This window comes from Hymenobacter guriensis, assembly GCF_015773195.1.
GTDB classification, from domain to species: Bacteria; Bacteroidota; Bacteroidia; order Cytophagales; family Hymenobacteraceae; genus Hymenobacter; species Hymenobacter guriensis.
This window is the reverse complement of sequence record NZ_JADWYK010000004.1, coordinates 100,352-124,810: the sequence shown is the minus strand read 5'-3', so window position 1 is coordinate 124,810 and position 24,459 is coordinate 100,352. Positions and strand designations below refer to the sequence as shown.

Sequence of the window (24,459 nt, the reverse complement as noted above, 5' to 3'; positions counted from 1 at the left end):
GCGCGCTGCCTCTTTGGTTGGCGCGAGGCTTTAGCGGCGTCAGTCGTCAGAAGCCAAGGGTTGGTCGATATCCGGCGGAGGCCCTTCGTAGGGCGCGTATTTTTGAGGCACTGGACGGCTGACAAAGCCAGCTCCGGGGCTGTTTTTCTCTGATATGAAACGAATTGTTCTGTTGATTTTACTCACCGCCGGGGGTACGGCGGCCTTTGCCCAACAACCTGCTGCCCCTGAGCGCCCCGCTGGTGCCACCCGCCCGACCGGTGCCGGAAGGCCTGTCGGCGCACCAGCTGGTCCCGCCGCCCAGCCCCGCGAAGGCACCGGCCGCATCACCGGCACCGTACTCGATGCCACCAGCAAGCAGCCGGTTCCCTTTGCTACCATTGCCCTCTTCGACCCCGCCACCAACAAGCCCGTAGATGGCACCGCTGCCGACGACAATGGCAAGTTCGCCCTCACGCGCGTAGCCGCCGGCACCTACACCGTGCAGATCAGCTTTATTGGCTACCAGCAGATTGAAAAGCCAGGGGTGGTCATCACCGAGGATGGCAATACCGTAGCCCTGGGTACGGTCACGCTGGCCTCCACGGCCCAAAAGCTGGGCGAAGTGGTAGTGGAAGGCCAGCGCAGCCTGATTGAGGAGAAGGTAGACCGCACCGTGTACAACGCCGAGAAGGACGAAACCACCCGGGGTGGCGACGCCACCGACGTGCTGCGCCGCGTGCCCAGCCTCTCTGTAGACCTCGACGGCAACGTGACCCTGCGCGGGTCCCAGAACATCCGGGTACTCATCAACAACCGCCCCAGCACCATTGCCGCCAACTCCATTGCCGACGCCCTCAAGCAGATTCCGGCCGACCAGATTAAGAGCGTGGAGGTGATTACCGCGCCCTCGGCCAAGTACGACGCCGAAGGCTCCGGCGGCATCATCAACATCGTCACCAAGCAAAACAACCTGCAAGGCTTCACGCTGGATGGGCGCGTGAGTGGGGGCCTACGCGCCGCCGACGCGGGCGTTTCGGCTTCGTACCGCGCCGGCAAGATGGGCTTCTCCTTGAACGCGGGCGGCCGCGGCGGCTACAACACGCCGGGCTCCTTCGAAAACGAGCAAACCACCTACAGCATCACCGGCAACGACCTGAGTTCCCGCACCAAGCTCAGCACCACCACGCAGTCGGCCGAAACGCGCAACAACCAGTTTGGGGGGCGCTACTCCCTGGGCTGGGACTACGACATCAACAAGCAGAACTTCCTCACGGCCTCGGCCCAGTTGGGCATGCGCAACGGGACCACCTACCAGGATGGCCTCACCACTAGCATCCAGCGCTTCGATGGCACGGCCAACCCCGCCGCCACCGTGCGCGACGTGAAGGTGCTCGACAAGGCCAACACGCTGGACCTCAGCCTGGGCTACACCCACAACTTTGCCTTGCCCCAGCGTGAGCTAAGTTTGCAAACCCAGTATAGCCGCAACAATCGCCAGAACGACTTCACCAACGACATCCTGGAAGGCGCCCAAGCTGGTACCGAATTGCGCAACCTCAACGACAGCTACAACCAGGAAGTAACGGTACAAGCTGACTACCAGACTCCGCTGGGCGACAAGCAGTTATTGGAGCTGGGCGGCAAGAATATTTCCCGCCAAGTGGAGAGTGACTACACCACCCTCATCAACGGCCAGCCGCAGCCGGGCCTGGGCCTGTCCAACGTGTTCACCTACCGGCAGAACGTGTCGGCGGCCTACGCGTCCTATACCCTAGGCTTCGGGGAGAACTACACCCTGAAGGCCGGCACCCGCTACGAGTACACCACCATCGACGCCGACTTTGAAACCTCGGAGGTGGATAAGATTCCGAGCTACGGGGTGCTGGTGCCTAGCCTGAACTTGTCGAAGAAGCTCAAGAACGGCAACACCGTGAAGGCGGCCTACAATAAGCGTATCCAGCGCCCGTCGTTGCAGTTTCTGAACCCCAACCGCCAGGCCCAGAACCCGGTCAACATTACCGAGGGGAACCCGAAGCTGGACCCGGAGTACACCAACAACTTCGAGCTAGGCTACAACACCTTCATCAAGCAGACCTCGCTCAACTTCACGGCCTTCGCCCGCAACACCAACAAGTCCATCCAGCCCATCCGCACGGCCAGCGCCAACGGCGACACCATCCGGACCAGCTACGGCAACATCGGCACCGAAAACGCCTACGGCACCAGCGTGTTTGCCAACGTGAACCTGAACAACAAGCTCACTGTAGGGGGTGGTGTGGATGTGTACTACGCCGTGCTCGACAACAACAATACGGAGGACGTGCGCTTTTCCGCAAGCAACAAGGGTTGGGTGGCCAGTGGCCGACTCATGGGTAGCTACAACTTCACCAAGGGCTGGGGCCTGCAGTTCTTTTCCTTCTACCGGGGCCGGCAGGTGCAGCTCCAGGGCTACCAGGGCGGCATCGGCGTGTACAGCCTCAGCCTGAAAAAGGACTTTGCCGACAAGAAAGGCTCCTTCGGCATTGGTGCTGACAACTTCTTCACACCGAAGTGGCGTATCCGCAGTGAGGTAAACTCCCCGCTGCTCGATCAGAACAGCCTGAACGTACTGCACCGCACCAGCGTGCGGGCTACCCTCAGCTACCGCATCGGCAAGATGAGCATGGCCCCGCAGCGCCGCAAGAAATCCGTAAACAACGACGACCTGAAGGACGGCGGCGGTGCCCCCACTGAAGCGCCAGCCCAGCAAAGCGGCGGCCGCCCGTAGAGGTTGGAGCTTCGTGCTTGGCACAGGTAACGGGCCGGCAATTGTAGGGGCGGGGCTTGCCCCCGCCCGCCGTTGCGCAGACTGGCGGCGGCGCAGGTGCCCGGGCCAAGGCAATACCCACCCCATGTCGTGCCGCTACTACCTGCCTCACCAATCCGCAGAAGACTTAAAACAGAACGCCCCACCGATGTATGTCGGTGGGGCGTTCTGTTATTATATGAGCAGATAGGCCGGTGGCTCCAGCAATGTAAGCACCAGGAACTAAGCACTTGTTACTGCTTCACCTTCAGACTGTCAGGTATGTCCCCGCGTTTCACCAGCGTGAGTTGGTTCTGCAGTTGGAAATTGACTTGTTCACAATCGGCAAACCGCTTTTCGGCCAGCTGCAAGGCCTTTTCGGTGGCGTTAAGCTGCTGATACAGATACAGGATCAGGCCGAGGGCAATGAGCAGGGCGGCCAGGGAAAGTACTTTGTTCATGGGCAAAAAGCAGGGCGAAGCAGTTGCCTCGCCCTGTTTGGTAAGTTAGTGATGCGTCATCTTGGCGTGACGGCTCGCAAAGCTACTAGATAGCCGTGTTGGGGTCGAACTGCTCAAGGTAGTCGGCCACCTTGCGCACGAACATGCCACCCAGCGAACCATCAACCACACGGTGGTCGTAGGAGTGCGAGAGGAACATGAAGTGGCGAATGCCAATCAGGTCACCCTGAGGCGTTTCTATCACGGCCGGCTTCTTCTTGATGGCACCCACGGCCATGATGGCCACCTGGGGCTGCATGATGATTGGCGTGCCCATCACATTGCCGAAGGAGCCCACATTGGAAAGGGTATAGGTGCCACCTTCCAGGTCTTCGGGCTTGAGCTTATTGGCCCGGGCGCGGGCGGCCAGGTCGTTCACGCGCTTGGTCAGGCCGTTCAGGTTCAGCTGGTCGGCGTTGTGAATCACCGGCACAATGAGGTTGCCGGAGGGCAGCGCCACAGCCACGCCCACGTTGATGTCGCGCTTCTTGATGATGTAGTCCCCATCCACCGATACGTTGATGTTGGGGAAGTCTTGAATGGCGCGGGCAATGGCCTGCACGAAGATGGGCGTGAAGGTGAGGTTTTCGCCCTCGCGCTTTTTGTAAGCATCCTTGTGCTTGTTGCGCCAGTTCACGATTTCCGTCACGTCGGCCTCTACGAAGCTCGTCACGTGGGGCGAAATGCGCTTAGAATCCACCATGCGCTGGGCAATCATCTTGCGCATGCGGTCCATTTCCACCAGCTCCTGCCCGCCGCTCACAGAAGGCACAGGTTTGCTAGCGGGGGCTGGGGAAGCAGCAGGCTTAGCAGCGGGTGCTGCAGGAGCCGCTTGTGGTGCTGGTGCCGAGGCAGCAACGGGGGCCGAAGCTGCCGTGGAGGCTGCGGTGGGCGCAGGTGCAGCGGCCAGGGGCTTTTTACCACCAGCTACGTAGTCGAGGATGTCTTTTTTCGTGACGCGGCCCTCTGAGCCGGTGCCAGGTAGGCACTCCAGGTCCGCCATCGAAATGCCTTCCTCGCGGGCAATGCTGAGCACCAGCGGGGAGTAGAAACGGCCGGGTTGGGGCTGGGCTGCAGCAGTTTGCTGCTGTGCCTGCGGGTCGTGCGGCTCGGGCAGGTAAGGTACCTCGGGAGCGGATGTGCCAGTGCTGGCAGCAGGCTCGGCAGCGGGAGCCGCGGCGGTGGGTGCCACTGCGCCGGCGCTGGCCGCGTCGGTTTCGATGATGGCAATGGGCGCGCCCACAGCCACTACCTGGCCTTCCTGAACCAGGATTTCCTGCAGCACGCCGGCGTGAATGGCGGGTACCTCGGTATCTACCTTGTCGGTAGCTACTTCCAGCACCGACTCGTCCTGCTCAATGGCTTCACCTACTTGTTTGAGCCATTTCAGGACGGTGCCTTCCATAATGCTTTCGCCCATTTTGGGCATCACCATTTCCACTCGTGCCATGCGTAATCAGAAAATGTAAAGTTGGGGGATTGGGTTGGGGGCAGATCAGCGGCTGCGGCCCACTATAACAGGGTGGGTGGGCCGAAAAACCGGTCAAAGGTAGCCTTTTTGGCCGGGCACGCCAATGCCGATTCCAACCCAGCCTTGGCAGACTGCTACTCGGCGGCGGGTACGCTGAGGCGCAGCAGGTTGAGCAAGGCGTGCGTTACGTACTCGATGTTGAGCTGGCGGCTGCGGTTGAACACGATTTTGCGGGCCACCGTCCGGTGCGCGTCGGCGTAGGCCAGCCAGAAGGTGCCCACGGGCTTTTCCTCCGAGCCGCCGTCGGGGCCGGCAATGCCACTGGTGGCCAGGGCCACGTCGGTGCCCAGGCGCTGGCGCGCGCCTTCTGCCATCTGGCGCACCACTTCCTCGCTCACGGCCCCATGTGCAGCCAGGGTTTCAGGCAACACCCCCAGCTGGTTGATTTTTATGTCATTATGATAGGCAATAAAGCTGCCCCGGAAATACCGGGAGCTGCCCGCCACGCTGGTGAGCTTGTGGGCCAGATAGCCGCCTGTGCAGCTCTCGGCGGTGCCCACCGTGAGGCCGCGCGCCGCCAGGAGCTGGCCCACGGCCTGCTCCAGCGGAATGTCGGTTTCGGCGAAGATGTGCTGGCCGAGCTTCTCGCGCAAAGCCGGCAGCAAGGCTTCCATGCGGCCGCGCAGGTTGGGCTGGCCGTCGTCGGTGCCGGTGAGGCGCAGGCGCACGGCTCCCAGCGAAGGCAGGTAAGCCAGCTTCACGTTAGCCGGTAGGGCATCTTCCCAGTCGGCAATCTGCTCGGCCAGCATCGACTCGCCCAAGCCGGCGGTCTGCACCACGATGTGCTCGATGGGCGGCACCTGGAAGTGCGCGGCCAGGCGCGGGAGTACGGTGTCGGTCATCATGCGCTTCATCTCGAACGGTACGCCGGGCATGCTCACAAACACGGTGCCCTGGTCCTCGAACCACATGCCCGGCGCGGTACCCATAGCGTTGGGTACGGGCACGCAGGAAGCGGGCAGAAACGCCTGCTGGCGGTTGACTTCCGTGACGGGCCGGTTGAAGCGGGCGAAGATGGCCTCCACATTGCGCAAGGAGGGCTCATCAAGGACCAGTTCGGTGTTGAAGTAGCGGGTGAGGATGTGCTTGGTCAGATCGTCCTTGGTGGGGCCGAGGCCGCCGGTGGTCAGCACCACGTTGGCGCGGGTGCGGGCCAGATCCAGCGCCGTCACGATTTCGTCGGCGCGGTCCGAGACGCTGGTAATCTGCCGCACCCGGATGCCGAGCTTGCCCAGCTCCTGGCCCAGAAAGGCCGAGTTGGTGTCGATAACCTGGCCGTAAAGAAGTTCGTCGCCGATGGTAATGATTTCGGCCGTGGGGACTGACTGCATGAGTACGTGACGTGGGGTGTGGGGAAAGGTTGTCGGGGTTTCGGGGCTTGTAGTCGGCGGTAAGCGGCCGGTAGTCGGTTGCCGGGCCTGGTTTCGACTGGCAACTCGTAACTAGCAGCAAACAACAAAAAACTGGTCCGGTTTATGCGAACGGGCGGCCGAGGCTGCCGTACAGCCAACCGACCTTTGCCGCTCCGATTTATGAAAAACTTTCGCTATTCGCTGATTTTGGCCCTGGGTTCCAGCCTAAGCCTCACGGCCTGCGCCCAAACCATTACGCTGCCCCGGGTAGGCAGCATTACCCTGCCCAAGCCAACCTCCACCACCCAAACCGGCGCCGTTACGCAGCAGGAAGCCGCCAGCGGCTTGAAGGAAGCGTTGGTGCAGGGCATCAGCAAAGGCGCCGACCAGGCCTCCCAGCAGGATGGCTTCTACCTCAACAACCTGATTCGTATTCCTTTCCCAGCCGATGCCCAGCGCGTGGCTACCACGCTCCGCAAAATTGGCCTGGGGGCGGAAGTCGACAAGTTTGAGCTGAGCCTGAACCGGGGCGCCGAAGACGCGGCCAAGAGTGCCAAGCCCATCTTCATTTCCGCCATCAAGAGCCTCACCTTTTCCGACGTGTGGAATATTCTCACGGGTGAGAAGGATGCGGCCACGCAGTACCTCAAGCGCACCACCACCGCGCAGCTCACCACGGCCTTCCAGCCCATCATCCAGCAGAGCCTCGATAAAGTAGGGGCCACCCGCTACTACACCAGTCTTACCACGCGCTACAACCAGATTCCGCTGGTGAAACCCGTGCAAACCGACCTGAACCAGTACGCTACCGGCAAGGCCATCGACGGGCTGTTCACGCTCATTGCCCAGGAAGAAGCCAACATCCGCGAAAACCCCATTGCCCGCACCACCGAGCTGCTCAAGCGCGTGTTCGGCCGCAAATAGAAATAGGGGTAGTGCCTCGTGCTTATGCTTGAAGTGAGCAACAAGCAGCCAAAAAAAGACAAAAGAGAAAGGCCCCGCGACAACCGTTGCGGGGCCTTTGTCATACATTCTAAGCTCTAAGCTCTAAGCTCTAAGCTCTAATAGTCGTCATCGTCGTAGCGACCTTTGCTTTTGCTGCGGCTGCTGCCGAAGCTGTCGTCATCGTCGAGGTCGTCAAAGGCATCTTCATCATCGTCGTCCAAGGAGCTGAAGCCGCGGCTGCTGTCGGGGTCTTCGGCCGCTTCGGCGGCGGTGTATTCTTCTTCGGTCATGCTGGCCAGGTCCAGGGCCTCGTCGTGGGAGGAGCCCGTGTCGCGCCACATCAGGTAGTCGGCGTACTTGGCCGAAAGCTGGTCCTCGGAGGAGCCGCGGGTTTTACTGCCGCCGGTTTTGGCGAAGCTATCCAGCTCGTCGTCATCATCGAGGAAATCGTCGTCGAGGTTGTCGTATTGTCTCATGGCCTTGCTAAGGCAGTAAAGAGTGAAAAATCGAAGAAGAAAATGCGGTGCACGGGCGGCAAAGATACGGGCGCAGGGGTTGCGAAGGTTGCGTTGGCCAGCAAAGTCAGCTGTTGCCAGGGCAAATCAGCGCGGTGTTTCCGGTAATTCATGGCATCGTCGTTGCCAACTCCGGTAAGCTAATCTTGATGTCCAGTTGGGCATACAGCGGAGATTGGGCAGGCATGACGAAGGGGCATTTACCCAAAAATACGAGAGTACTTGGAAACTCAACGGGCGGCCTGGGCCCCGAAATCGGTGATATTGAGTTGTTCCTGGCAGAAGTCATACTCCTCCGGCACGTTGCTCGATACCAGCACCAGCCGGCCCGCCAGCGTGGCGCGCACGTGCTCCTGGTACCAGGCCACCCCGGCGCGGTCGAGGTTGGTGGTGGGCTCGTCCAGGAGCAGGAGCGGAGCGTGGGAGTAGAGCGCCAACGCCAGCTTAAGGCGCTGCTTCATACCGGAGGAAAAGTCCCGTACCAGCTTGTGGCGCGACTTATCCAGATACATCAACTCGATAAGCCGCGCCGGGGAAAAACCGGGCCGTAGCGGCTTAAAACGGATGTGAAACTGCAGCAGCTCCGTGAGCGTCAATTCCTCAATCAGCTCCAGGTAGGGCGCGGCGTAGGCCAGCAATGGTGGTACATTTTCCACGGCCACTTTCTGCCCATCCCGCGAGTACGCCAGCGTGCCTTCCGAGGCCAGCAGCTGGCCCGATAAGGTGTTGAGCAGGGTGCTTTTGCCCGCGCCGTTCGGGCCCAGAATGGCCGTGGCCGTACCCGGCCGGAAAGTGTGCGTCAGGCCCCGGAAAATCCACTCGCGCACGAAGCGCTTTCCCAGCCCGTGGGCCTCAATCTGCATAGCGGTTGGTTGCTGACGATTACTCCCCGCTGCCGTTGCCGTTACGCGAATAGCCTTTGATGACGCCCCGGCCGGAGTTGCGGATGAAGTTCACCACTTCGTCGCGCTCGGGCGAGGGCGCCAGCTCCAGCTCAATCTGGTCGAGGGCGGCGTTGTTGTTCAGGCCGCTCAGAAACAGCAGGCGGTAGAGCTGCTGGATTTCGGCAATCTTCTGATCGGAGAAGCCCCGGCGGCGTAGCCCGATGGAGTTGATGCCGGCGTAGCTGAGTGGCTCCCGTCCGGCCTTTACAAACGGTGGCACGTCCTTGCGAATCAGGGAGCCGCCCGAAATCATGGCGTGGGCCCCGATGTGCACGAACTGATGGATAGACGAGGAGCCACCAATAATGGCGTAGTCGCCGATTTCGACGTGGCCGGCCACCTGCACCGTATTGGCCAGAATACAGTTGTTGCCGATTACGCAGTCGTGGGCTACGTGCACGTAGGCCATAATCAGGCAGTTGGCGCCTACCACGGTCTTGAGCTTGTCTACGGTGCCGCGGTTTATCGTCACACACTCCCGAATCACGGTGTTGTCGCCTATATGGGCCGTGGTTTTCTCGCCGGCAAACTTCAGGTCCTGGGGCATGGCGGAAATTACCGCGCCGGGGAAGATCTTGCAGTTTTTGCCAATGCGGGCCCCGGCCATAATGGTTACGTTGGGGCCAATCCAGGTGCCTTCCCCAATTTCCACGTCCTTGTCAATCGTGGTAAACGGCTCTACTACGACGTTCTGCGCAATAATGGCCTCGGGGTGGATGTAGGCGAGCGGCTGGTTCATTCGGGGGAAGGGGGGTAATTAGTAATTAAGAATTAATAATTAAGAATTGCCTCAACGACGCCACGCAACGGGTGGTATGAGCATTATTCATTCTTAATTATTAATTACTAATTGGAAATCAGGCGTCTTTGCGGACGATGCTGGCGGTCATTTCGGCCTCCATCACCACTTTGCCATTCACGAAAGCCTTGCCGCTCATCTTGGCAATGCCCCGTTTGATAGGAGCTAACAAATGGCACTTGAAAATGATGGTGTCGCCGGGCAATACTTTGCGGCGGAAGCGGCAGCTTTCAATGCCCATGAAGTACGTCCAGTAGTTCTCGGGGTCAGGCACCGTGTTCAGCACCAGAATGCCGCCGGTCTGGGCCATAGCTTCAATCTGCAGCACGCCGGGCATAATGGGGTTGCCGGGGAAGTGGCCGGGGAAGAACGGCTCGTTCATCGTCACGTTCTTCACGCCCGTTACCGTGCTGGCATCCAGGTGAATAATCTTGTCGATGAGCAGGAAAGGGTAGCGGTGGGGCAGAATCTGGCTGATGCGGTTGATGTCCATCACCGGCTCCCGCGAAGGGTCGTAGGTGGGCACCGGTGAGGTGTTGGCCTCCAGCATCTTCTTCTTGATTTTCTTGGCGAAGGCTACGTTGGCGGCGTGGCCCGGCCGGGCAGCCAGAATCTGGCCTTTCAGCGGGCGCCCCACCAGGGCCAAATCCCCAATCAAATCGAGGAGCTTGTGGCGGGCGGGCTCGTTTTTGTGGCGCAAATCCACGTTGTTGAGGATGCCTTCCTTTTTTACGGCCACTTTGGGCTTGCCCAGCATAGTGGCCAGTTCGCTCAGCTCATCCTCGCTCACCACGCGGTCTACCACCACAATAGCATTGCTCAGGTCGCCGCCTTTGATGAGGTTCTGCTTGTAGAGAGCTTCCAGCTCGTGCAAAAAGCAGAAGGTACGCGAGGAAGCAATTTCGGAGGCAAACTGGGTGATGTCGGTAAGGGACGCGTGCTGGGAGCCGAGCACCGGGGAATTGTAGTCCACCATCACCGTCACGCGGTAGTCGTTCAGGGGAAGGCCGGCAATTTCCACGGCGCGGGCATTGTCCACAAACCGCACCTCGTCGGGGATTTCGAAGTAGTTGCGCAGGGCGTTCTGCTCTTCCAGGCCCACTTCCTGCAGGGGCTTAATGAACTCGTAGCTGCTGCCATCCATAATGGGCGGCTCGGGGCCATCCAGCTGAATCAGCACGTTGTCAATCTGCAACCCTACCAGCGCGGCCAGCGTGTGCTCCACGGTATTTACGCGGGCCCCGTTCTGCTCGATGGTGGTACCGCGGCTCAGGTCTACCACATTGTCCACGTCGGCGTCCACGAGGGGCTGACCGGGCAAATCGATGCGCTGAAACTTGTAGCCGTGGTTGATGGGGGCCGGGCAGAAAGTCATGGTGGCCACCACACCGGTGTGCAGCCCAATGCCGCTTACCGTCACCGGAGCCTTAATGGTATGTTGCTTGTCGTTCATGTAGTTAAGTTTCTGGTTTCTGGTTTCTGGTTGCTGGTTTCTCCGTTAGTTGAACGACAACTAAAAACCAGAAACGAGCAACCAGAAACAGAAACCGGCTGCAAAGCTAGGGCTTTTCCTGTTCGGATTGGTTGCGCTCCAGCGCAGTAACGCGGCGCTCCAGCTCGGGCAGGTGCCGGAAGATGGCGTTGGCCCGCAGACTGTCGCGCAGGGCGAAGGCCGGGGACCCTTGCAGCAGCACGCCTTCCTCCTTGATGGACTTGCCAACACCCGACTGGGCCGTAACGGTGGTGCGGTTGGCCAGCGTGAGGTGCCCGGCCAACCCGGCCTGCCCGGCCAGCACGCAGAAGTCCCCGATTTTAGTAGAGCCCGAAATACCGGTTTGCGAAGCCACCACGGTATGGCGCCCGATTTCCACGTTGTGAGCAATCTGCACCAGGTTATCGATTTTGCTGCCTTCCCGGATGATGGTGGACCCCAGCGTAGCGCAGTCGATAGTAGCGTTGGCCCCAATGCTCACGTTGTCTTCCAGCACCACGTTGCCAATCTGCGGAATGGGACGGTAGGAGCCATCCGGCTGGGGGGCAAATCCAAACCCATCGGAGCCGATAACGGCGCCGGCGTGCACCACGCAGCGGGCCCCGATAACGGTGTCGGCGTAAATCTTGGCGCCGGCGTAAATCACGGTGCCGTCGCCGATGCGGCACCGGTCGCCGATGGTGGCGTTGGGGAAAATCAGCACGTCGCGGCCAATCACGCAGTTCTCGCCGATGTAGGAGAAGGCCCCGCGGTAGGGGTTGTCGCCGATGGTGGAGCCGGGGCCCATAAAGGCGGGCTCTTCCACGCCGCGCCGGCCGGTGCGGGCATTCTGCTGGTAGAATTCCAGCAAAGCCGTAAAGCAGGAATAGGGGTCATCTACGCGGATAAGCGTGGCCGCCACTGGCTGGCGCAGCTCCAGCGTGCGGCTCACAATGACGGCCGTGGCGTGGGTGGTATAAAGCTGGGGCTCGTACTTGGGGTTGGCCAGAAACGTAATGGCGCCCGCCTGGGCCTCTTCGATTTTTGCCAGCCGATTAATGCGCAGCTCGGCGTCGCCTTCGACTGTGCCGTGCAATACTTCCGCTACCTGGGCTACCGTAAATTCCATAGGAGGACAAAAGTAGGAAATTGTTGGGGTCTTGGAGGCTTGGGGACTTAGGGTCTTGGTTGATGTTCCACTAAACAACGGCCAGTCAAATCGTTGGCCATCATCCAAGCCCCTAAGTCCTCAAGACCCTGATTTACAGAATCTCCTTGGGGTAGCATATGTAGTGCTTTTCCACGCGCTGGCCCAGGGCTTTGATGTTGGGCAGGTCAGAGGCTTCGGCCACGTTTACTACCCGGCCTCGCTTGGTCAGCACGTCGATGGTGTCCTGACCGTCGGCATCGTAGGCGTTGTTGCTGATGCGGCCGGTAAGCATCAGCTGGGCGGCATCGGTGGGCGGCAGTTGGAAATGCTCGGCAATCAGCTCCACGATGCCCAGCTGGAAGTCTTCCTCAAACGGCTCGGCCTGCAGCTGAATCTTGAACAAGTGCCGGTCGAGCATGCTTTGGGCCAGGTAGTTCAGCACTTTGTCGGGGTGGTCGGCCCAGAGCTTCACCGCCCCCCACACGTCAGTATCGTCGAGGCGGGTGAAGCGGCGCAGGATCTGGTCGTCGACCTCAAACTCCTGCTGGGTGACGTTGCGCGAAAGGAAAAAGTGCAGGTTAGGCGAGGCCGGTACCGCCACGCCGGCCCGCACCAAATCCCGGGCCCGCTGCATAATCCGAATCACCATCTGCTCGGCCGACGTGACGGTTTTGTGCAGGTACACCTGCCAGTACATCAGCCGGCGGCTCACCAGAAAGTTCTCGATGCTGTACACGGCTTTTTCCTCCAGCACTAGCCGCTCATCCACCACCGTGAGCATCTTGATGAGGCGGTCGGCGCCGGGGCGGCCTTCCTGCACGCCGGTATAGAACGAGTCCCGGTTAAGGTAGTCGAGCCGGTCCATATCCAGCTGACTGCTCACCAGTTGGTGGAAAAACGGCCGGTGGTAGGTGCCCTGAAAAATTTCAATGGCCAGCGCCAGCGCCCCGCCAAACTGCGCGTTCAGCTTTTTCATCAGGTGCAAGCTCACCTGCTCGTGGTGCACATCGTGGAAAATGCTGCGCTCCAGGGCGTGGGAGAGGGGGCCGTGGCCGATGTCGTGGAGCAGAATGGCGGCCATGGCGGCCTCGCCTTCCTTAGCCGAAATCTTCACGCCCTTGTCCTTGAGCGTGCGCAGGGCCAGCGTCATCAGGTGCATGGCGCCCAGCGCGTGGTGAAAGCGCGTGTGCAGGGCCCCCGGGTACACAAACATGGTGAGTCCCAGCTGCTGAATGCGCCGCAGCCGCTGGAAGTACGAGTGCTCAATCAGGTCAAACAGCAGCTCCGTGGGGATGGTCACGAAGCCGTAGACGGGGTCGTTAAAGATTTTTTTCTTATTCAAGGGACTTGGGGACTTGGGGACATCGGGACTTGGTTGGTCCGGTCCTCATCGTGGGATTTGTTTTTGTGGCCGTGTAGGCTGGTAGTAGCAGAGGTTTAATGTGTCTTCTATCGGTCAGCGTACTGCTTGATTTTGGTCTGGAAAGCCTGCAGCATTCGGCGCAAACGGCTGCAATGTTGCGTTAATACCTCTGCTTCAGGAGCGGAAAGGTAAAGCAGATCTTTAGCAAGCAGTAACTGAGTTTCCAACTCACTTGCTGAACCCATACTGATGGTAACGAAGCGGGCAAGTTCAGCATAGCTGTTTCGGCCACAGCCCTCGGCAATGTTATGAGGAATAGAAGCGGCTGAGCGGCGCATTTGGCTGGTGAGACCGAACAGTTCTTCTTTAGGGAAGGGGCGAGTGGCCTGATAAACCGCTAAAGTAAGTTGATGGCCCTCCTGCCAAACGATGAGCTTCCGAAAATCAAACATAAGGCAGAATAAGAAAGGGCTACACTGAGCTTGAATTTCACGAAGAATTTACCTTGCACAATATTTTTTGCCACTGTTTGGTTAAGCTCTTACGTATGCAACGCCAACCGGCGGCTGTTTTCCGCACAAGTTGAATCTGACCGGGCCGAGAGAACAAACCAAGTCCCTAAGCCCCTAAGTCCCCAAGTCCCTTCTATGCAATACTCCATTCTCTGGGCCGACGACGAAATCGACCTCCTGAAACCCCACATTCTCTTTCTCAAGGAAAAAGGCTACGACGTGACGGGCGTGAACTCCGGCGCCGATGCCATTGAGGAAATCCAGGAGAAAACCTACGATATCGTTTTTCTGGACGAGAATATGCCCGGCCTCACGGGTCTCGAAACCCTCACCGAAATCAAAGCTGTGCGGCCTACCGTGCCCGTGGTCATGATTACCAAGAGCGAGGAAGAGCACATTATGGAGTCGGCCATCGGCGCCAAAATTGCCGACTACCTCATCAAGCCCGTCAACCCCAACCAGATTCTGCTGTCGGTGAAGCGGGTGCTCGACAACAAGCGCCTTATCAGCGAAGCCACCAACTCCGGCTACCAGCGCGACTTCCGCCAGCTGGGCATGCAGCTCTCCGACCGCCTCTCGCCCTCGGAGTGGGCCGATGTGTACAAGAAGCTGGTGTACTGGGAGCTGGAAATCAACGAGACGGAAGGCAAGAGCATGGCCGAGGTCTTCAACATGCAGAAGGACGAGGCCAACACCTACTTCGGCCGCTTCATCACGGAGAACTACGAGGACTGGGTGAACGGCGACGACAAGGATGCCCCGCTCATGTCGCACGAGCTGTTCCAGAAGCGCGTGTTCCCCTTGCTCAAGGAAACCGGCGACCAGCCCGTGTACTTCGTGCTCATCGACAATCTGCGCTACGACCAGTGGAAAGTGCTGGAGCCCATTATTGCCGAGCTGTTCACCGTCGACTCCGAGGAAACCTACTACAGCATTCTGCCCACCACCACGGCCTACGCCCGCAACGCCATCTTCTCGGGCATGATGCCGGGCGAAATCCAAAAGAAATACCCCAACCTGTGGGTGTGGGACGACGACGACGAGGGCAAGAACCTGCACGAGGCCGAGTTCATGGAAATCATGTTCCAGAAGGCCAACCAGAAGCACAAGTTCAGCTACAACAAGGTGACCAACCTGCAGGCGGGCAAGGACTTGCTGGGCAAAATGAGCAACCTGCACAACAACTACAAGTGCAACGTCATCGTCTATAACTTTGTGGACATGCTTTCCCACGCCCGCACCGACATGGCCATGATCCGGGAGCTGGCCGCTGATGAGTCGGCCTACCGCAGCATCACCCGTTCGTGGTTTCTGCACTCGCCCTTGTATGAGATGCTGCAGGTTATTGCCGAGAAGAAAGGCAAGCTCATCATCACTACCGACCACGGCACCATTCGGGTGCGCCGCCCCTACAAGATTGTGGGCGACCGGAACACCAACACCAACCTGCGCTACAAGCACGGTAAAAACCTGGGCTTCGACGATTCCCGTGACGTATACACCGTGCGCAAGCCGGAGCGCGTATTCCTGCCCCGCGAAAACGTGAGTACGGCCTACGTCTTCACCGTCGGCGACTATTTCTTCGCCTACCCCAACAACTACAACTACTACGTGAACTACTACAAGGACACGTTCCAGCACGGCGGCATCTCCCTGGAAGAGTGCATCATCCCGTACGTGACGCTGAGCCCGCGGGGGTAGGTAGTTGCGAAAACAAAAAGGCCGGTCAGTTGACCGGCCTTTTTGTTTATGCCTACTTATGTGTTGTTGGATTAATATGTTGGACGACTAAGTAACCGATGACTGTTGGCAAAAAGATGGCAAGCCCAAGAGGGGAAACTAAAAAAAATAGGGCTAAACCTGCTGTGAAGCCAATGGTAACAAAGCAACCTACTTTCAATACGTTTTGCCCATAGTTAATCGTTTTGCCATTACTTCGGGAGCTAACGGCCCACATTAATGCCGCTAGCTGGGGCATCCAACTAAGTAGCACTCCTCCTGCTATATCTCGGTTGCCCATAACTATAAAGATAAACACATATATGCCACCGCAAGCCAATATGACTAGTATCAAATCACGTATTGGATGTTTCAACTTCATGAAGTTAAACTAATGACTGTCTGTAGCAGTAAAGCGTTTGCTAAATGTAACAAGTAAGCACATCTGCAAAAGGCTTTTACCTGTTTATAGTACTTGTTCCGGGCTCGACACCGAGCCGCGTAACAGACCAGCTGCACGAGCCATAAGAGAGGGGTTTACGTCTCCGACTCGTGCAGCTGGTCTGTTTCGCACATTATTAGGAAGCCGCGTTGGCTTTACTGCGCCCGGCGCTTTTCGTCTTCGGCGCCGCCTTGTCGGCGCTTGCTCGGCGCTAACTTGTCGTTGCCGAAGCGGTAGTTGAGTGACAGGGTAACCACCCGCGACTCAAACCGCTGGTAAAACCGCTCGGTGTAGTTGTTGAAGGACGTGGTAGCCCGGCCCTTGTTGGTGTACAGCAAATCGGTAGCGTTGAGCTTCACGGTGGCTTTGTTGTTCCATAAGCCTTTCTGCACGCCCACCGATAGTTCGCCCTGCGGCTTGGAGAGGAAGTAGCCGTACCGCTCTTTGGATTGATACGTGGCGTTCAGGTCGGCCTTCCAGTCGTGGCCCAGCGTAAAGGTGCTGTTGCTGCTCAGGTTGAAGGCGGGGCTGCCTGCGTTCAGGGCCGTGCCGGCTAGGTTGCCCACGAAACGGCTGTAGTAAAACACCGCGTTGTTGTACACGCTCCACCACTTGGCCGGCTCCACCGGCACCGTAAAGGTGAGTGAGTAGTTATACTGCCGCTCCAGGTTCTGGCTGGTCGAAACCACCACCCGGCCCCCGTCCTTGGCCGGCTGCACTGTGCCAATAATTGGGTCCGAGGTGACGGCGTAGCTCAAGCCCACGCTGTATTTCTGCTGAAAGGTGTGCGTCAGCTCCATGTTGTAGCTGGTTTGCGGCAGCAGCTCGGGGTTGCCGGCCCCGTACGTCGTCACGTCGATGTAGGAGCGAAACGGGTTCAGCTGCCCGTACGAAGGCCGGTCGATGCGCCGGCTCAGCGACAGCGCCAGCTCGTGCTTGTCGGAGAACGTGTGCTTCACGGCCGCACTCGGAAACAGCTGGAAGTAGTGCCGGCTGAAGCGCAAAGAATCAGCCTCCGGCTTACCCTCGGCGTTGGTTTGCTCCCCGCGCAGGCCGGCCTGCAGCGTCCACTGCGGCAGCGTCTGGTTGAAGTTGACGTAGCCGGCCACAATGTTCTCGTCGTAGCGGAAACGGTTGGAGCGGAGCGGGTCGCGCACCAGCTGGCTCACATCGCCGCCCACGGCCGGAATGCGGAACGCCAGGTCGTTGTCGGAGTATACCCAGCTGACTTTGCCGCCGGCCTCCAGGCGCAGCGCCTTACTCAAGGGTCGAGTGTAGTCCGCCTTCACCGATTGAATGGTGAGCAGGCTTTGCTGGTCGCTGGTGAACCGGTCGGCCGAGTCGCGCGGAAACGAAAAGCGGGTGTCCAGCAGTTGGTTGCGGCGCGTATCGTAGCGGGCGTAGTCGGCATCGGCGGTCAGCTCGTGGCCTCCCAGCGAGTCGGCAAAAGTATGCCGGAAGTTCACGTTGCCTGAGAAGTTGGGCACGTCGCCGTTGCGGCGGTTGTCAGAGGTGTAGCGCCGCGTCAGCTCCCCGCCGGCGGTATACTGCTCCGAGAAGTTGGAGCCTTTGCTGTCGGTTTTGAGGGCCAGCCCGTTGAACACCGTCCCGATGATGGTGCGCTCCGAAAGTGTATAGTCCAGCCCGGCCTTCCAGCTGTGCGAAAGGCCATGTCCCACGCTCTGATTGTCCTGGAACGACTTTCCCACCAGCGTCTGGGTGTTGTCCGCGTAGTCGAAAAAGTCCCGGTTGATGGTGAGGGCGCTGTAGTTGCGGCGGTCGGCCAAGGTGTAGGAGCCAAACACGTTGTAGTGCTTGCGCCGGTGGTTCAGCGTCAGGCCCGCGGTGGCTTTGTGGTAGCGCCCGTAGCCCAGGCTGGCCTGCGCGGTGCCGTTGGTGCCCTGGCGCTGGTCTTTCTTCAGGTTGATGGCAATGATGCCTGCCCCGCCCTGTGCGTCGTACTTGGCCGGTGGGTTGGTTATCAGCTCAATGCTTTTGAGCTGGTCGGCGGGCAGCCCGCGCAGGTAATCAGCCAGCTCGGCGCCCGACATGGGCTGCCGCTTGCCATCGATGAGCACCAGCAAGCCCTGCCGCCCGCGCAATGCCAGGTTGTCGTTGCCATCCACCGTCACGCCAGGCGAGCGGCGCAGCACATCCAAGCTCGTATTGCCCGCCGCCAGCGTGCTGCCTTCCACGTTCACCACCGTGCGGTCGGCCTGGCGCTCATACAGCGGCTTGCTGCCTGTTACCGTCACTTCCTTCAGAGTAGTAGCCCCGCTGGTCTGCAGGGTGATGAGAGGTGCTGCCACCGGACTGCCGGCTACCTCCAGCGGCCCGGTCCAGGCCCGCCGGAAACCTAGCTGCGCCACCGAAATCAGGTATCGCCCAGCGGCGGCCGGCTCCAGCCGGTAAGCGCCCCGCTCGTCGCTGAATTCCGATTTCACCACCAATGAGTCGGCGGCGCGGTGCAGGGTGACGGTGGCAAACTCCACGACCGCGCCCTGGGCGTCGCGCACCTGGCCGGTAACGGGGGCAACCTGAGCCCGGGCCGACAGCGCCAGCAACGTGCTCATAAGGGTAAGAGAAAGAGTTTTCATAGCTCAGAAGAAGGTTGGTGAGAGAAAGCAGAGGCGGGCATTCGAATCAGTATAGAGTTAATACGAATGATTTCGTAGTAAATGTACGAAGGTGTTCGTATATTCAAAATTATTTTTGTTTCTGCCGATGAGCCGATGAGCCGATGGACAGGCGGCAGGAGCAGGGCTCAGGTAGAACAGTTGAGGTATATGCGTTCCAGCAGGCGGCGCAGGGTAGCCAGTTCCTCCTCCGAAATGCCCTGCAGCGCCTGGGCGCGGTTGCGCAGTATTACCGGCTCCACGGCCGCCAGCGTAGCCTGGCCCTGGGGCGTCACTTGCAGCCGGGTACGGCGGGCATCGTGGGCGACCGGCTCGGAGGCCAGCAGGCCGTGCTTGAGCAGCAGCGCAATCATGCGGGCCACGGAAGCCTGGTCTTTCAGCACCCGCTCAGCAATTTCAGTCTGGGTCAGGCTCTGGTCTTCCTCAATCACGCGCAGCACCAGCCACTGGTCGATGGTAATGGCAATGCCCGCCCGGTCTATGTTGGTCTGGGCCAGCTTCCGGTAGGTTCGGATGGCCTTGTCGATGGAGTAGAAGATGATCCGGGAAAGCATGCTGAATCAGTTTGTCATAAAGACATATGATATGTCATAGAGGTTGCCTGCGCTACACGAATAATTTCGTATAGCGACCTTGTGGTAGTATAATGGATTGATTAACAGGAAAATATTTTTCTGACGGTTTGGAATAGAGCAGCAAGTGCGGCTTGCGCAGCGCCAAAGCAAGCTGTGAGGCAGAGCAAGCGCAGTAGAGCATTTTACATCTAGTCAACTACCAAGCAGGCCAGAAAATGCAAAAGCCCGAAGCCGCAACGCAGCTCCGGGCTCAGGTGGTAGGCACCGGAAGCGGTTACCGCAGGGCGTCCAGCGCGGCCCGCAGGCGGGGCAGAGCCGCCTGAATTGACTCCAGGGAAGCACCGCCCACGGAGGCACGGAACCAGGGCTCAGAATGCGCCGAGCCGAAGGCGCTGAAGGGCACCAGGGCCAGCCGCGCCTCACTGATGAGGTACGATGTCAGCTCTTTGGTGGACGTGAGTTGCTGGCCGGCGGGCGTGGTTTTGCCCAGCACGTCCAGCTTGATGGTCAGGTAAATGGCGCCCATTGGCACGACGGCCTGAACGGGGTAGCCCTGCTGGCGCAGCTCGGTGAGGCCCTGGTAGAGGGCGTTGAGGCTGGTCTGCACGCGGTGGCGGAAATCCGTAAGGAAGGCGTCAACATCGGTTTGACGGGGCAGGTAGGCGGCAGTGGCAACCTGCTCGGCTTTAGGAGCCCAGGCCCCCACGTGGCCCAGAATGGCTTTCATCTTGTCGATAATGACGCTGGGGCCAAACGCGTAGCCCACGCGCACGCCGGTAGCGGCTAGGCACTTGGAAATGCCGTCGATGTAGATAACGTAGTCGCGCAGCTCGGGGCGGAGGTTCACCGGGTCGTAGTGCTCGGTGTTGCCGAAGGTCAGCAGCCAGTAAATCTGGTCGTACATAATGTACAGCGGCTTTTCGTCGGGGCCGCGGCGCCGGTTTTCGGCAATGACCAGGTCGCAGATTTCCTCCAGATCAACCTTGGTGAAGACAGTGCCGGTGGGGTTGAGCGGGGAGCAGAGCGCCAGCAGCGTAGCCCCGCCCAGGTGGGGTGCCACGTCGGCAGCCGAGGGCATGAAGTTGTTTTCGGGCGTGGTGGCCACCATCAATCCCTCGGCGCCGGAAAGGTGGCAGTAGTGGTTGTTGTTCCAGGACGGCACCGGGAACACCACTTTGTCGCCGGGGTCGATAAGGGCCAGGTAGGTGGCGTAGATGAGCGGGCGGGAGCCGCCGGCCACCAGAATGTCGTTGGGCGAGTACTGCAGGCCCAGGCGGTCGGCCAGGAACTTGCTCACGCTCTGGCGCAGCTCGGCCACGCCATTGGCGGGCGGGTAGTTGGTGTTGTGCGCCGCGTAGGCCTGGGTGATTTCCGTGGCCAGCTCGTCGGGAATCGGGAAGATGCCGGGGTCGAAGTCGCCGATGGTGAGGTTGCAGATCTGCTCCCCCCGGCGGATCATATCGTTTACTTCATTGCCGATTTTAATGATTTCGGAGCCGATAAGGCTGCCCGCCATCCGGGAAACTTGCATAGTGCGGTGTGGTTGTGGTCGGGTAAAGGTAATAGGTGCTGAGGTGACAGGGTGATGGGGTGACACGTGACAGGTGACACGTGACACGTGACAGGTAACCGGTAGCTGGCACAGGCGGCGCGGCGCCGGCTGGCCGCTGGGGCAGCCGCAAGTCAGGAGACTTGCTTTTATCCGTCGGCGGGCAGACGCGCCATCTCCGATGGCTAAACCTGCCTCCAGGCTTACGTGTCACGTGTTACCTCATCACCTCCTTACCTTTGCCGGTATGCAGACAGTTGAAATTCCTGATTTGGCGGCGCTGCCGGCGGCGGCAGCCCAGGTGCGCGAGGCGCTGGCGGGCCACTCCCTCGTGTGCTTCGAGGGCGAGATGGGGGCGGGCAAAACCACCTTCATCAAAGCGCTGTGTGCCAGCCTGGGCGTGACGGAGGAAGTTAGCAGCCCCACGTTTTCGCTCGTGAATGAGTACCGCGACGCCCGCGACCAACCCATCTACCACTTCGACTTCTACCGCCTCAACTCTCCGCAGGAGGCCTTGGATATAGGCGCATTGGAGTACTTCGATTCTGGCTATCTTTGCCTGATAGAGTGGCCCGGCCGCATCGAAGCCCTGCTGCCGCCTGATCGGCTACTCCTCACGCTCACCGTCACCGGACCCTCTGCGAGGGAATTAATAATTAGTAATTAATAATGAAGAATTCGGTGTTTCAGCCTCAAGGCCCATCGAATCAGCTCATTACTAATTGTTAATTATTAATTACTAATTAAACCAAGATGCCCGAAGCAGTACCCCCTGGATTTGAGGCGCTGGCTGCCAGCCGCGCGTACTTCACGCAGGAATCCATGCTGGCCGTGGAAACGCGCAAGCGCAAGCTGTTTATCGGGCTGCCCCGCGAAACCTCCTTGCAGGAAAACCGCATCTGCCTCACGCCCGAGGCCGTGAAGCACCTGGTAGAGGAAGGCCACGAAGTGGTGATGGAAAGCGGGGCCGGGGAGCCCAGCAAGTACTCCGACCACAACTACTCCGAGGCCGGCGCCAGCATAGCCTACACGCCTAAGGAAGTGTTTCAGGCTGATATCGTGCTGAAAGTGGCCCCGCCCACGGCCGAGGAAATCGACTTGCTACGGCCCAACCAGACCCTGATTTCGGCCCTACAGTTTGGCTCCCTCACCAGTGACTACATCACGGGCATCCTGCGCAAAAAGGTGAATGCCATCAGCTTTGAGCTGATAAAAGACCCCTCGGGGGCGCGGCCGGTAGTGCGGGCCATGTCCGAAATTGCGGGCTCTACCGTGATGCTGGTGGCCGCCGAATATCTGGCCCGCTCCAACGAGGGCAAAGGCGTGATTCTGGGTGGTATTACGGGCGTGCCGCCCTCCCAGGTGGTGATTCTGGGGGCGGGCACCGTGGCCGAGTACGCCGCCCGCGCCGCTACGGGGCTGGGCGCCGAGGTGAAGGTGTTCGACAATCACCTCTACAAACTGCGTCGCCTCAAGCAAAACCTGGGCATTCAGCTCTTCACCAGCACGCTGGATACCTACACCCTGAACCAGCAGATCCGTCGCGCCGACGTGGTGATTGGGGCGCTGAATGCCGAGGAGGGCCGTATTCCCTTCATGGTGCCCGAAGACGTGGTAGCCAGTATGTCGCCGGGCTCCGTCATCATCGATGTCAGCATTGACCAGGGCGGGTGCTTTGAAACCTCGGAAATGACCAGCCACAGCAAGCCGGTGTACCGCAAGTACGACGTGGTGCACTACTGTGTGCCTAACATTGCCTCGCGCGTGCCGCGCACCGCTACCAACGCCCTGAGTAACATCTTCACGCCCATTCTGCAGGAAATCAGTCAGCACGGCGGCATCAACGAGGTGCTGTTTACCAACGAGCATTTCCGCTCCGGCGTGTACGCCTACAAAGGCTCCCTCACCAACTCCGCCATTGCCAAGAAATTCAACATGCGCTACAAGGAGCTGGGGTTGATGATTGCCGTGCGGAACTAGAACCACGGATTCGCGCGGATTGAAGCGGATTCCACGGATTTTGTGGACGGCACGGCAGTGGGTAATAAGGTGTCTTACACCGTTGCTCCGCTCATGCCAAGCGGCGCAAGCGCACGACCTGAGAGGAGCAATGAGTGTTTGTGCCTGATTGCTTCCGATGCGACGAAGCAATAGGTGGCGTGGCGTAAGCCTGCTTATGCTTCCGGTGAGGCCAGCAACAGTACTTTCCACGCGTCCAGCACCTGTCCGGACTCCAGCAGCTGCTTCCCGAGTTGCATAAGGGCCTGCCGTTGCGCAGCATCTCCTAGTTGCAGAATGGCCTGCACGGCGGGCTTCTGGCGGTAGGCAGCTACTTCCTCGGATGTAGGCAGTGCATGGGCTTCGACGTTGGCGAGGCGGCCCAGGTTGTTGCCGGTCAGCACGTCGGAATGGCGGATGTGGGCCGGGAGCTGGTCGAAGCCGATGCCGAGGTTGCGGTTGGGCTTGGGTACTTCGAACAGGGTTTGGGCGGACCGGCTGTACCAGTCGCCACCGAGGCGGGCCACGGCGTCGAGCTTCCTGGGGTCGATGCCGATGCCGGAGGGCAGGATGATGTCTTCGCGGAAGTGGGCCAGCACCACCCGGCACAGCACCAGGTTGCCGGCTCCGTTGTTCTGGCCCAGCTCAATTATCTGCTCTACCACGCACTCAAAAGCGGCCGGGGCTTCCAGCACGCGGGGCGGGCGCACCCGCTGGCTCGGCACTTCGGTGAAACCGGCCTTCACAAACTCATTTACGCCCTTGGCATACTCCGTGCTGGCCAACGACATCTGCTCGACCATAGCGTAGTCGCAGATGTGCACCACACATTCAGGTACTTCGCGCACGTTCTGCAGGGTGTGCTTCTGGGAGTTGTCGCGCACGCGGTTGGCGGGTGAAAACGCCAGGATGGGCGGGTTGGAGCCAAAGCAGTTGAAGAAACTGTAGGGGCTCAGGTTCACGCGGCCTTCATCCACCGTACTTACAAACGCCACCGGGCGCGGGGCCACGGCCCCCACCATAAACGGGTGCCAGTCAGAAGGAGATAAGTCGGAGGGGGTGATGCTGCGGAATAGGGTGGGAGCGGGCATGGGGCGAAGTTCGCCGTTGCCGGGCAATTAATCATCGTAGTGCCAGCGCCGACTGTGGCTGTTGTAGGTAGCGCCTGCAAAAAGGCCCGCGCCATACCCAAGCATATACTGCGTGGAGTCCTCTATGAGGAGGGGCGGATAGTAGACGAAAGGTATGTGGGAGAAGGTGCCGAAGCCCGTGCCCGGCAGGTGAGGCAGATACCGGGGCGTCAACTGCGCCAGCGAATCGGGCAGTTTGTGCTGGTCGTGGCGGTAGGCTGTCAGGGCTTGAATGATGACGGCGGCTCGGCGTTGAGAAACAGCATCCTGCCACTGGTGGATGAGCGGGAACAGAGGCAGCTGTAGCGCCATTGCGCTTGCCACAATCAGCCAGTAGGCGCGCCGGGGCGGTTTGCTCAGTAGCAAGCCAACCAGGATGACCAGTAAACTCACCGCGGTCAGCACTATAACCGGCGGGAAAAGCCAGGAATTTGTTTCCAGCTGCACTACCAGCAGCAATGCCAACAGGCCCAGACCAAAAATCCAGCGCGGCGCTGTCTGTGGCCGGGGCCAATGCGCATCAGGTGTATCAGGCATTATGGCAAGATAAGAACAGAAGAA

The 24,459-nt window shown here is 59.7% G+C and carries 21 protein-coding genes; 5 read left to right on the top strand and 16 right to left on the bottom strand.

Features of this window, described 5'->3' with window-relative positions; translation table 11 throughout:
* Nucleotides 1–154 precede the first annotated feature (154 nt).
* Nucleotides 155–2,749, top strand: a complete 2,595-nt coding sequence (locus tag I5L79_RS08530) for a TonB-dependent receptor domain-containing protein (protein ID WP_196954616.1) — start codon at nucleotides 155–157, stop codon at nucleotides 2,747–2,749.
* 272 nt (nucleotides 2,750–3,021) lie between these two features.
* Here the strand turns inward: I5L79_RS08530 and I5L79_RS08525 are convergent, their stop codons facing one another.
* The 3 genes from I5L79_RS08525 to I5L79_RS08515 all read right to left on the bottom strand — a co-directional run bounded on the left by I5L79_RS08525 (nucleotide 3,022) and on the right by I5L79_RS08515 (nucleotide 6,129).
* Entirely contained in the window at nucleotides 3,022–3,228 is a 207-nt protein-coding gene (locus tag I5L79_RS08525; RefSeq protein ID WP_196954615.1) for a hypothetical protein, read from the bottom strand.
* 85 nt (nucleotides 3,229–3,313) lie between these two features.
* Complete coding sequence (locus I5L79_RS08520) at nucleotides 3,314–4,717, bottom strand: dihydrolipoamide acetyltransferase family protein (protein WP_196954614.1); 1,404 nt, start codon at nucleotides 4,715–4,717, stop codon at nucleotides 3,314–3,316.
* Nucleotides 4,718–4,872: 155 nt separating this feature from the next.
* A complete protein-coding gene (locus I5L79_RS08515) occupies nucleotides 4,873–6,129 on the bottom strand; it encodes a competence/damage-inducible protein A (RefSeq protein ID WP_196954613.1) in 1,257 nt (418 codons plus the stop codon).
* A 201-nt stretch (nucleotides 6,130–6,330) separates the two neighbouring features.
* Here I5L79_RS08515 and I5L79_RS08510 point away from each other — a divergent pair, with 201 nt between their 5' ends.
* On the top strand, nucleotides 6,331–7,074 hold the full coding sequence (locus I5L79_RS08510) for a DUF4197 domain-containing protein (RefSeq protein ID WP_196954612.1): 744 nt from the start codon (nucleotides 6,331–6,333) through the stop codon (nucleotides 7,072–7,074).
* Nucleotides 7,075–7,211: 137 nt separating this feature from the next.
* Here I5L79_RS08510 and I5L79_RS08505 read toward each other — a convergent pair whose 3' ends face one another.
* The 7 genes from I5L79_RS08505 to I5L79_RS08475 all read right to left on the bottom strand — a co-directional run bounded on the left by I5L79_RS08505 (nucleotide 7,212) and on the right by I5L79_RS08475 (nucleotide 13,789).
* Nucleotides 7,212–7,571, bottom strand: coding sequence for a hypothetical protein (locus I5L79_RS08505; RefSeq protein ID WP_196954611.1), 360 nt, complete (start codon nucleotides 7,569–7,571; stop codon nucleotides 7,212–7,214).
* Between the two features lie 269 nt (nucleotides 7,572–7,840).
* Nucleotides 7,841–8,473, bottom strand: coding sequence for an ABC transporter ATP-binding protein (locus tag I5L79_RS08500; protein ID WP_196954610.1), 633 nt, complete (start codon nucleotides 8,471–8,473; stop codon nucleotides 7,841–7,843).
* A 19-nt stretch (nucleotides 8,474–8,492) separates the two neighbouring features.
* The gene (gene lpxA, locus I5L79_RS08495; RefSeq protein ID WP_196954609.1) at nucleotides 8,493–9,293 is read right to left on the bottom strand and encodes an acyl-ACP--UDP-N-acetylglucosamine O-acyltransferase; all 801 of its coding nucleotides are present in this window, start codon (nucleotides 9,291–9,293) and stop codon (nucleotides 8,493–8,495) included.
* 118 nt (nucleotides 9,294–9,411) lie between these two features.
* On the bottom strand, nucleotides 9,412–10,806 hold the full coding sequence (locus tag I5L79_RS08490; RefSeq protein WP_196954608.1) for a bifunctional UDP-3-O-[3-hydroxymyristoyl] N-acetylglucosamine deacetylase/3-hydroxyacyl-ACP dehydratase: 1,395 nt from the start codon (nucleotides 10,804–10,806) through the stop codon (nucleotides 9,412–9,414).
* Nucleotides 10,807–10,912: 106 nt separating this feature from the next.
* The gene (gene lpxD / locus I5L79_RS08485; protein WP_196954607.1) at nucleotides 10,913–11,953 is read right to left on the bottom strand and encodes a UDP-3-O-(3-hydroxymyristoyl)glucosamine N-acyltransferase; all 1,041 of its coding nucleotides are present in this window, start codon (nucleotides 11,951–11,953) and stop codon (nucleotides 10,913–10,915) included.
* A 133-nt stretch (nucleotides 11,954–12,086) separates the two neighbouring features.
* A complete protein-coding gene (locus I5L79_RS08480) occupies nucleotides 12,087–13,316 on the bottom strand; it encodes an HD domain-containing protein (protein WP_196954606.1) in 1,230 nt (409 codons plus the stop codon).
* A gap of 107 nt (nucleotides 13,317–13,423) precedes the next feature.
* A complete protein-coding gene (locus I5L79_RS08475; RefSeq protein WP_196954605.1) occupies nucleotides 13,424–13,789 on the bottom strand; it encodes a four helix bundle protein in 366 nt (121 codons plus the stop codon).
* 195 nt (nucleotides 13,790–13,984) lie between these two features.
* Here I5L79_RS08475 and porX point away from each other — a divergent pair, with 195 nt between their 5' ends.
* On the top strand, nucleotides 13,985–15,550 hold the full coding sequence (porX, locus tag I5L79_RS08470) for a T9SS response regulator signal transducer PorX (RefSeq protein WP_196954604.1): 1,566 nt from the start codon (nucleotides 13,985–13,987) through the stop codon (nucleotides 15,548–15,550).
* A 52-nt stretch (nucleotides 15,551–15,602) separates the two neighbouring features.
* On the opposite strand, the gene I5L79_RS08465 is transcribed toward porX, so the two are convergent.
* From I5L79_RS08465 to I5L79_RS08450, 4 genes are all read right to left on the bottom strand, one after another.
* Entirely contained in the window at nucleotides 15,603–15,950 is a 348-nt protein-coding gene (locus tag I5L79_RS08465; protein WP_196954603.1) for a hypothetical protein, read from the bottom strand.
* Nucleotides 15,951–16,165: 215 nt separating this feature from the next.
* Nucleotides 16,166–18,607: a TonB-dependent receptor gene (locus tag I5L79_RS08460; protein WP_231402990.1), complete on the bottom strand. Its 2,442-nt coding sequence runs from the start codon at nucleotides 18,605–18,607 to the stop codon at nucleotides 16,166–16,168.
* 167 nt (nucleotides 18,608–18,774) lie between these two features.
* A complete protein-coding gene (locus I5L79_RS08455; RefSeq protein WP_196954602.1) occupies nucleotides 18,775–19,200 on the bottom strand; it encodes a MarR family winged helix-turn-helix transcriptional regulator in 426 nt (141 codons plus the stop codon).
* 295 nt (nucleotides 19,201–19,495) lie between these two features.
* On the bottom strand, nucleotides 19,496–20,752 hold the full coding sequence (locus I5L79_RS08450; RefSeq protein ID WP_231402988.1) for a pyridoxal phosphate-dependent aminotransferase: 1,257 nt from the start codon (nucleotides 20,750–20,752) through the stop codon (nucleotides 19,496–19,498).
* A gap of 265 nt (nucleotides 20,753–21,017) precedes the next feature.
* Between I5L79_RS08450 and tsaE the strand changes: the two genes are divergently transcribed.
* On the top strand, nucleotides 21,018–21,437 hold the full coding sequence (gene tsaE, locus I5L79_RS08445) for a tRNA (adenosine(37)-N6)-threonylcarbamoyltransferase complex ATPase subunit type 1 TsaE (protein ID WP_196954601.1): 420 nt from the start codon (nucleotides 21,018–21,020) through the stop codon (nucleotides 21,435–21,437).
* 86 nt (nucleotides 21,438–21,523) lie between these two features.
* Entirely contained in the window at nucleotides 21,524–22,750 is a 1,227-nt protein-coding gene (locus tag I5L79_RS08440; protein WP_196954600.1) for an alanine dehydrogenase, read from the top strand.
* 194 nt (nucleotides 22,751–22,944) lie between these two features.
* Here I5L79_RS08440 and I5L79_RS08435 read toward each other — a convergent pair whose 3' ends face one another.
* Together I5L79_RS08435 and I5L79_RS08430 are read right to left on the bottom strand one after the other, a co-directional pair.
* On the bottom strand, nucleotides 22,945–23,859 hold the full coding sequence (locus I5L79_RS08435) for a flavin reductase family protein (protein ID WP_196954599.1): 915 nt from the start codon (nucleotides 23,857–23,859) through the stop codon (nucleotides 22,945–22,947).
* A 27-nt stretch (nucleotides 23,860–23,886) separates the two neighbouring features.
* Nucleotides 23,887–24,435 (bottom strand): hypothetical protein, encoded by a 549-nt coding sequence (locus tag I5L79_RS08430; RefSeq protein WP_196954598.1) that lies wholly within the window; start codon nucleotides 24,433–24,435, stop codon nucleotides 23,887–23,889.
* Between the last annotated feature and the right edge of the window lie 24 nt (nucleotides 24,436–24,459).